Source organism: Bifidobacterium sp. (assembly GCF_051876855.1).
In the GTDB taxonomy this organism is placed as follows: Bacteria; Actinomycetota; Actinomycetes; order Actinomycetales; family Bifidobacteriaceae; genus Bifidobacterium.
The window spans coordinates 1-9050 of record NZ_JBJEIH010000060.1 but is presented as its reverse complement, the minus strand read 5'-3'; the positions used below and the strand labels follow the sequence as shown (position 1 = coordinate 9050).

The following is a 9050-nucleotide window of genomic DNA, read 5'->3' as shown; positions in this document are numbered from 1 at the left end:
TGTTCTGTGTATTCCCCGCACCACACGTATCCGGGCTATGACAAAGGCCTGCCGGAATCACTCCCGACAGGCCGTAAGTTAGCTGGAGATTAGCCGTAGATTCGCCGCAGGCTACCAGAGTTCAGCCGCGAAACACGTCACAGGCCACGCACCTGAACCTGTTCATCCAGCGGCATATGCTCACGCAGGCCGGCGGGCGCGGTGACCTCGCCGAACGGCATCTGCGCGACCAGCTTCCAATTCTCAGGAATGCCAAAGGCCTCACGGACCGCGTCATCAATCAGCGGGTTGTAATGCTGCAGGTTCGCGCCGATACCGGCCTCGGCGAGCGCCGACCAGACGGCGAACTGGAGCATGCCGTTCGCCTGCTGCGCCCACACCGGGAAGTTCGCCGCGTAAGAGGGGAACTGCTCCTGCAAATTCGTGGTGACGGTGGTGTCATCGAAGTACAGCACCGTGCCATGCGCGGCGTCGAAACCGGCGATCTTCTGCTCGGTGGCGGCGAACGCGGTATCGTCCTTGACCACGGCGCGCAGGGCGTCATGCACAATCGCCCACAAACGGTGATGCTCCGCGCCGAACAGCACGATGACGCGCTGCGGCTGGGAATTGAAAGCGCTGGGGACTTCGCCGGCGACCGAGCGGACAAGATTGACGATTTCGGCGTCGGGCAGCGCCGCCGCATCAGACAGCGCATACTGCGAGCGACGGGCGGAAATCGCGGAAACAAAAGCGGACATGGTGCCTCCCAAAGTGGCGGTTGCGGAGTTGCGGAATGTTCCGGTCATCCGGCTTTTCGGTGATACGAATGATATTGTTCAGCGGACTGATGCCGAGGATGGATGATGCGCGTACCGTTGCAACGGAGCCTATCATCCGTCCTGCTGGTTTTACGGTACATGTCGGACCGGTTTGACACCCGTGTTTTCTCTGACAGAGTACTGTGGGCGACGTCACACGCATGCCAGTGGCCGAGGCACGGGTAGAGTGGTCGGTATGCGCGTGATTGCAGGACGATTCAAGGGCATGGCGTTGGCCACGCCGAAGCCGGGGACCCGGCCGACCACCGACCGTACCAAAGAGGCGGTATTCTCCCATCTCGACTCGTGGGATCTGGTGCGGGGAGCCAATGTGCTGGACTTGTTCGCCGGTACGGGAGCGCTCGGCATCGAAGCACTATCGCGCGGGGCGCGGTCGTTGGTGGCTGTGGAATCTGCCGGGCCCGCCGCGGCGCTCATCAACGGTACGTTCGCCCAGCTCAAACGTTCCAAGGCGTGGCGTCCCGAATTGTCCGCACGGGTGATGCGGCGGCGTGCCGAGGTGTTCGTTGACTCGTATCATGGCGCGCCTTTTGACTTGGTGTTCATCGACCCGCCGTACGCGTATGCGACCGAGGAATGCAACGCGCTGTTGGATGCGCTCGCGCAGGGTGCGGCGACCGGTCCGGACACGATGATTGTGGTCGAACGGTCGGTGCGGTCTGATGCGCTCACTCCCCCGACGGGATGGCATGAGGCTGACGCGCGTACGTACGGTGAAACCGCGGTCGTCTATCTTGAGCCGTCGGCAGAAACAGAACCATAACCTCTACCGACGCTGACAGCCCACTCAACGTCGGCAGAAATAGAACCATAACCTTCTACCGACACTCAGACACCCGTCAGCGTCGGCAAAAACAGAGGATCAGCTGCTGATGAGGTGGGATTCGTTGCCGCGCGTGAAATCGAGGACAGCTCCGGCGAGCTGCACCTCGTGGTCCAAGTCCGGATCGTCCGCGAGCACCTGCTCGGCGCGGGTGCGCGCATCCGCAATCATCTTCGCATCCTTGACCACACGCAGCAGCTTGAGGCCTGATTTTCCGCCGGATTGCGCATCGCCCAGCACATCGCCGGCCCCGCGCAACTCCAAATCCGCCTGCGCGATTTCCGCGCCATCAAGCGAACCTTGAATCACAGCCAACCGCTGTTCGGCGATACTACCCGGCTCAGCCCGGGACACGAGAAACGCCCACGAATCTGTGCCACCGCGCCCGACACGCCCGCGCAACTGATGCAACTGTGACAAGCCGAATCGGTCCGCATCGAAAATCACGATGCAACTGGCCTGCGGAACGTCCACACCCACCTCGATTACCGTGGTCGCCACGAGGACCGGAGTGACACCGGCTGCGAAATCAGCCATCACCTGTTGCTTGGTCGAATCATCATCGCGCCCGGTCAAGGTCGCGAACCGCACCCCTTGGAATTGCGGGAGCGCCTCAAGCCGTGCGGCGATTTCGCTGACCGCATGCAGCGGGGGCTTGGGCTGGGCGGACGACGACCCGCCGGTGACGTCCCCCGAGCCGGAAGCATCGTCCGGCTCCTCGAATAGTTCGGCATCCTGACCTGCCTGATCGTCGCTCTCATCCTCATCGATGCGCGCGCAAACGATGTACGCACGCTCCCCCGCATCAATCCTGCAGCGAATGTGCCGGAACATATTCGCCATAGTCGGGCCGTCAGCCTCCGGAATCACGAAGGTGCGGATCGGCTTGCGACCGCCCGGCAGCTCCGTCAGCCACGACAAATCAAGGCTGCCGAACCATGTCATCGCGGCCGTGCGAGGAATCGGCGTGGCCGTCATAACCAGCAGATGCGGGATCTTCTCACCGCGTTGCAGCAAGGTTTCGCGCTGTTCGACGCCGAATCGGTGCTGCTCGTCGATGACCGCAAGGGCAAGGTTCGGCGCTTGGAACGTCCTCGAGAACGCGGCGTGCGTGGCGATGATGATACCCGGCTCGCCGCTCGCCGCCTCCGCGAGCGCTTTGCGACGTGCCGCAAGCTTCATGCCGCCGGTGACCAGCGTGACCGGAATGTCAAGTCCCGCCTTGCTGACCATGCCACCGATGGTTTCGGCGTGTTGCTCGGCGAGCACCTGTGTGGGGGCGACAAGCACCGCCTGATAGCCCGATCCGACGGCTTGCAGCATCGCAGCGAGCGCAACCACGGTTTTTCCGGAGCCGACTTCGCCTTGCAGCAGGCGCTGCATCGGGTAGTCGCGGCCCATGTCTTGGACGATGTCGTCGATGACGCTGGTCTGCCCGCCGGTCAGGGTAAAGGGGAGCGAGTCGATGAAGGTTTCGCGCATGCCGCCGTCAGCGCAGGGGAAGGTCTCGGCCTTGCGCGCCTGCTCACGTTCCTGCAGGACTGCGGTCTGTGAGATGAACGCCTCCTCGTATCGCAAGGTGTGAAGGGCTTGCCTGAACGAGTCCACCGAATCAGGTTCGTGGATGGCGAGGAAGGCTTCGGCCCGATGCATCAGGCCGCATGCTTCACGCACGCTCTCGGGCAGGATGTCAGGAATGGCGCGACGCAAGGCGGCAGTAGGGATTTTCGGTGATGACTCGATGCCGTCTGGGGATGGCGAGAGGGAAGACGCACGGGATGGCGATGGTGCGGACTCTTGGAGTTCCGCGGATTGGGGGGATGTTCCGGGGCCGGTTGTGCTGGTTGTTCCGGATTGTACGGATTGCACGGTTTCCACGGATTGCGCGGCTTTTCCGGATTGCGCGGCAGACGGCTCGGCATTGTCATCGTCTCCGGCAGCGAGCGCACGCAACACGGTGACGATGGAATCGTGGATATGCTCGCTGGAAATACGGGAATTGGCGTGGTAGACCGGGCGCGGACGGCAGACGCGCCGCAATGCGTCATCGATGCTGTCGGCGTCGAAACGCAGGCCGCGGGCGGATTCCTGCGATGCGGCAGGGGTGGGCGGAACGGTGAGCACTTCGGGGTGGGTGAACTGCGGCATGCCGTCGTATTCGCTGGGCGTGCCGCACACGACCACCGACGCGCCGGCGTGCAGTCGGGCGCTGAGCCAATTGACGTACTGCTGCTTGTAGGAGAAGAACACGAGTGCGGTGACGGAGCCGGGCACGTGGCGTTGGGCGGCGAACGCGGAATCGTCGACCATAGCTTGGACCCGGTAGCCGCGGCGGGCGTTCATCTGCATCACGCGAACATCGCGCACAACACCGGCGAAAGCCATCGGCTCGCCGATTCGGCCTTCTCGCACCGCCCGCAGGGGCACGGGATCGGTGACCCGGAACGGGTAATACGTCAGGGTGTCCGCGCACGTGACCATGCCGAGGCCTTTCAGCGCGCTGACCCGACGACGGTTGGTCAACAGCTTGGCTAGCGGGGTGGTCAGTGAAACGGTCATACCTCTTATTGTCCCACATCCGGTTCTGCGCGCGGGGAGTGCGACGAATTCCGCCTGTCGTGCGATGACGGAGTCACACAGCGGGCTGATGACCCCGACTTCTCAGGGCGAGCCAGCGGCAATCCCGGCGCCGTGCGACACCCCAGTCGCACAGCAGGCAGATAGCATCATCCCCCAGCTAATAACCGACGGAATCCAACCGCCGTGCGATGTCCCAGTCGCACAACAGACAGATATCTCCAGCCCACCAGCCGAATCCCACACAATCCCGTCCCCATGCCACCCACAAGTTACACAACACCCAGATATCTCCATCCCCCCAGCCAGAAACCAACTGAATCCGGCCGCCGTGCGACACCCCAGTCGCACCATAGACCGATAGCCCCCACCAGCCCACCGATAACCACCGACACCCCACCACAGTGCGACACCCCAGTCGCACAGCGGACAGATATCACCGGAATCCAAGACAATACCGCCACCACCCCGCCGCCGTGCCATCCACTAGTCGCACAGCGGGCAGATACCACCAGCCCACCAGCCGAATCCCACACAATCCCGTCCCCATGCCACCCACAAGTTACACAACACCCAGATATCTCCATCCCCCCAGCCAGAAACCAACTGAATCCGGCCGCCGTGCGACACCCCAGTCGCACCATAGACCGATAGCCCCCACCAGCCCACCGATAACCACCGACACCCCACCACAGTGCGACACCCCAGTCGCACAGCGGACAGATATCACCGGAATCCAAGACAATACCGCCACCACCCCGCCGCCGTGCCATCCACTAGTCGCACAGCGGGCAGATACCACCAGCCCACCAGCCGAATCCCACACAATCCCGCCGCTGTGTCACCCACCAGTCGCACAGCGGACAGATAGGCATGTGCAGGAATCACCGGTGTTGCCAGTCGCCCCCATCGGCGTTGTGCGGTAAACGTGTCATGGTGTCAAGGTCGGCCCTTACGGGTGAACCACTGAATCGTCTGCGGCTTGTCAGCCAGGCAGCACCCGAAGGCCGGAATGCTTCCGGGAGAAGTGCCGGATCCGCCGAAACGCGCATAAACTCCCACACCGGACACGGGAGTTCTGCGGGATTCAGGCACCCTGCGGATAATCTCCCAACAGGAACGTTGGAAATCCGCGATTCAGAAAAACCAATCAAAAAGCCGAAACCGGGAGAACACCGGCAAATCCACGCATCCGCGATAAACTCCCGCGAAAATTCGGGACATCACCTCCAGCCCACCGATTTTCCGACAAACTCCCGCGAAAATCCGGGGCATCACCGCCCACCCGACGCTGCCAGAAAAGCAAAAACCCCGGAAACCTAAGTTCCGGGGTCTTGTTTCTTCATTCGCGATTCACGCGGCCACACGCTGAACCTTGCCAGCCTTGATGCATTTCACGCACACGCGCAGACGGACATTCTGACCGTCAATCGTAGTGCGGACCGGCTGCAGGTTCGGACGGAAGGTGCGCTTATTGCGAATATGCGAATGCGACACGGAGAAACCGGTTTGCGGTCCCTTGCCGCACACTGCGCAACGAGCTGCCATGATGGACTCCCTATACATTTCTTTGACTTGCAAGTCGTGTCTGCCCGACCGCCGCATATGCGTCCGCCGAACACACAACTACACTAGACTACAACCAAATCCAATCAAGTGCAAACCTGCGTGCCGCATTCGCAGATAATAGCGAAATCCCGGCATTTTCAAGCAACATGTCTAACTTCAATATCCACAATATTCCCAAAAATACCGATAGAATGTGAGAACAGTCTGCGGCAACCAAGTTGCCTCGGTTGCCTCGCATACGCATCGCACAAGGATGAGTCAGGAGGTTGTATGCTTCACGATATCCTCAATTCGCGCAAGCCGGAGCAGAGCGCGGCATCGGTGATTTCGCTCGGCCAGGTATGGGTCGACATCATGATGGGCGTCGGAGAACTTCCACAGCCAGGTGGATTTGCCGTCGCCGATTCGGTGACGCCGTCGGTGGGCGGAAGTTTCCGCGTGTTGCAGGCAGCCGCGCGGTCGGGATCGCCCGCCAAGCACGCGGGTATCGTCGGCACGGGACTGTGGTCGTCCGTAATCCGCGACGAATTCGAGGCGAACGGCATCCAGCACATCGGCGGCGACCGGCTTGACAAGGACTCCGGATTCCGACTGGTGCTCAACGATGGCTCACATAAAACCTTCATCGCGACGTACGGCGCTGAAGCGCAAGGCGACGAGCGCACTTTCGACGCGATTGAGCCTGAGGCGGGCGACGTCGTCCATATCAGCGGCAACACCTTGATGGACCACTCGGCGGCCGGTATTGAAGGATTCCTGCATCGCGCCGGTGCGAATCCTGAGCAGCGCCCGTACACAATCGTGCTCAATCCTACGAATTCCCTGCATCTGGTCAGCGACCACCTGATTGAGGACACCGTGCTATGCCGCCCGACATGGTCATGCAACCGCCAGGAAGCCAACACACTCGCCGAGCGGCTCGGTATTCCGCCGACGGATGATGCCGAACTGACCATCGGCGGCGGGTTCGATGACGCGATGACCACACTGTGCGACGCACTCGGCACCACGTTGCGCGCCCCGCTGGTGCTGCGCGCCGGCGCGCGGGGAGCCTGGGTGCGTGTGCCCGGCAGCGAAGTGATCCACCTCGAGGGCTTCCCGGTGAAATCGACGCATACGCGTTCCGCAGGATCGTGCCACACCGGCGTGATGTGCGCGATGCTCGCCCAGGGTTGGTCGCTGTTTGACGCGGTGCGGATCGCCAATGCCTCGGCATCCATCGCCATTCTCAACAATAAGGCGGGCGTGCCCGACTGCCCGCCCGTCGAGGATGCGATCGCGCTGATCAAACAGCATGAAGGGAACACAGACACCTCCGCGCAGGCGTAGCGGCGGTTTCACCGCAGTACCGGTGACGACAGACGCCGCCAACCCTGGCGCCTTCCGTCACCGGCACCCCCCTATGACCAGCCATCTCCCGTCACTGGCCGCATCCCATCACCAATCGCGCCCCGTCACCTGCCACCCGAGAAAATCACCTATTGTTCATGGGCTGTTCATCTGTTGCACCCCAACTGTTGTTTGCGCAAACATACCCTTCTGGTATACAGACGGGAGTCCCCATGACCAATACCCTTGATACAGCGCAACGGCCAGCCGATTTGGCGACCGATTGCATCACGCCGACCGACAGCGACGCGACGAACGACACCATCGACATCGCCTCCAACGCCGCCGCCACCAACGTTCCCATCACCAACGCCGCCGCCAAAACCCAAGCAGCCACTGCCAACCACTTCAACCGCCGCGAAAAGCAGTGGATTCTGTACGACGTCGGCAATTCCGCATTCGTCCTGCTGTCCACGGCCGTCATCCCCATCTACGCGAACTCCCTGCTCAAAGCCGCAGGCGAATCCAACATCGTGTCCACTTGGGGGTACATGCAGACCATCGCATCCCTCATCATCGCGCTGCTCATGCCGATCCTGGGCTCCATCGCCGACGTGCAGGGCATGAAAATCAAGTTCTTCATCGGCTTCTTCGGCACCGGCGTCCTCGCCTGCTGCGCGATGGCACTGCCCCTAGGCTGGGTCGCGTTCCTCGCGGTATGCATGCTCGCCACCATCGGACTCAACGGTTCGCTCACCTTCTACGACTCCATGCTCATCGACACCACCACCAACGACCGCATGGACCAGGTCTCCTCACACGGCTACGGATGGGGGTATGTCGGCTCCACCATCCCGTTCATCGCCTGCATCGCGCTGATTTTCGCCGGCCCGTCGGCATTCGGCTGGAGCACCACGGCCTGCACACGCGCCAGTTTCATCATCACCGCCCTGTGGTGGACCGCGTTCACAATCCCGCTGATCAGCGGCTACCGCCAGACCCATTACCGCGAAACCGCCGACCATATGCGCGACGCTGTGCACGGCACCTTCGCCGAGTTGGGACACACCTTCCACGAGATCTCACACAACAAGCCGCTGTGGATGTTCATGATTGCGTTCTTCTTCTACATCGACGCCGTCAACACGGTTATCTCGATGAGCACTTCGTACGGCACCCAGCTCGGCATCGATTCCACGCAGCTGGTGCTCGCCCTGCTGGTCACGCAATTCGTCGCCTTCCCGTGCGCCATCGCCTACGGCCGGCTTGCCAAGCGGTTCGGATGCAAGCCGATGATCATGGCCGCGGTCATCGCCTATCTCGGCATCGTCTGCTTTGCGGCGTTCTTCCTGCGTTCGGCCACGGAATTCTGGATTCTCGCGATTCTGGTCGGCATGTTCCAAGGCGGCATTCAGGCGCTCAGCCGTTCGTATTACGGCAAGATCATCCCCAAGTCGCATGCCAACGAATACTACGGGTTTTACGATATTTTCGGCAAGACCGCAAGCATTCTCGGCACCTTCATCGTCGCGGCGACAACGTCAATCACCGGCAATCCGTCGCTCGGCGTCCTGTCGATCGGCCTGCTGCTCGCCGTGGCACTCGTGTTCCTCATTTTGCAGCGCGACCCGGCTGCCGCAAGCGAAACCGCAGCATAACGCGCGTCCATACCACCGTTTGGCAGATTCACGGATTTGGCTGCCTGACCGGCTGCCTCTTCGGAGCCCGAATGCTTCGATGAGACAGCCGGTTTCCCATAATTACAGCACCTTTTCCAACGATTCGTTCACATCTGAAATCGGCTATATTCCAACGTTTCTGCACCATCACTACCGAATCTGCATGACTTTGACTACCAGATTTGCATAACTTCCACTACCGAATCTGCATAACTCTCACTACCAGATTTGCATAAGGTTGACTACCGGATT

At 61.3% G+C, this 9050-nt stretch carries 6 protein-coding genes; 3 read left to right on the top strand and 3 right to left on the bottom strand.

The window, feature by feature from the left end; genetic code table 11:
• Nucleotides 1-137: 137 nt before the first annotated feature.
• Entirely contained in the window at nt 138-740 is a 603-nt protein-coding gene (locus ACI38B_RS04410; protein ID WP_439729689.1) for a nitroreductase family protein, read from the bottom strand.
• Nucleotides 741-996: 256 nt separating this feature from the next.
• Here ACI38B_RS04410 and rsmD point away from each other — a divergent pair, with 256 nt between their 5' ends.
• Entirely contained in the window at nt 997-1584 is a 588-nt protein-coding gene (rsmD, locus tag ACI38B_RS04405; RefSeq protein WP_439729688.1) for a 16S rRNA (guanine(966)-N(2))-methyltransferase RsmD, read from the top strand.
• Between the two features lie 99 nt (nt 1585-1683).
• On the opposite strand, the gene ACI38B_RS04400 is transcribed toward rsmD, so the two are convergent.
• Entirely contained in the window at nt 1684-4203 is a 2520-nt protein-coding gene (locus tag ACI38B_RS04400; RefSeq protein ID WP_439729687.1) for an ATP-dependent DNA helicase RecG, read from the bottom strand.
• A 1371-nt stretch (nt 4204-5574) separates the two neighbouring features.
• Complete coding sequence (gene rpmB, locus ACI38B_RS04395; protein ID WP_439729686.1) at nt 5575-5769, bottom strand: 50S ribosomal protein L28; 195 nt, start codon at nt 5767-5769, stop codon at nt 5575-5577.
• Nucleotides 5770-6072: 303 nt separating this feature from the next.
• On the opposite strand from rpmB, the gene ACI38B_RS04390 reads away from it, so the two are divergent.
• Nucleotides 6073-7119: a PfkB family carbohydrate kinase gene (locus tag ACI38B_RS04390; protein ID WP_439729702.1), complete on the top strand. Its 1047-nt coding sequence runs from the start codon at nt 6073-6075 to the stop codon at nt 7117-7119.
• 233 nt (nt 7120-7352) lie between these two features.
• Complete coding sequence (locus ACI38B_RS04385; protein ID WP_439729685.1) at nt 7353-8777, top strand: MFS transporter; 1425 nt, start codon at nt 7353-7355, stop codon at nt 8775-8777.
• Nucleotides 8778-9050: the final 273 nt, after the last annotated feature.

Coding starts and splice junctions, on each gene's coding strand:
- ACI38B_RS04410 (WP_439729689.1), bottom strand. CDS start 740: ATGTCCGCTTTTGTTTCCGCGATTTCCGCCCGTCGCTCGCAGTATGCG.
- rsmD (WP_439729688.1), top strand. CDS start 997: ATGCGCGTGATTGCAGGACGATTCAAGGGCATGGCGTTGGCCACGCCG.
- ACI38B_RS04400 (WP_439729687.1), bottom strand. CDS start 4,203: ATGACCGTTTCACTGACCACCCCGCTAGCCAAGCTGTTGACCAACCGT.
- rpmB (WP_439729686.1), bottom strand. CDS start 5,769: ATGGCAGCTCGTTGCGCAGTGTGCGGCAAGGGACCGCAAACCGGTTTC.
- ACI38B_RS04385 (WP_439729685.1), top strand. CDS start 7,353: ATGACCAATACCCTTGATACAGCGCAACGGCCAGCCGATTTGGCGACC.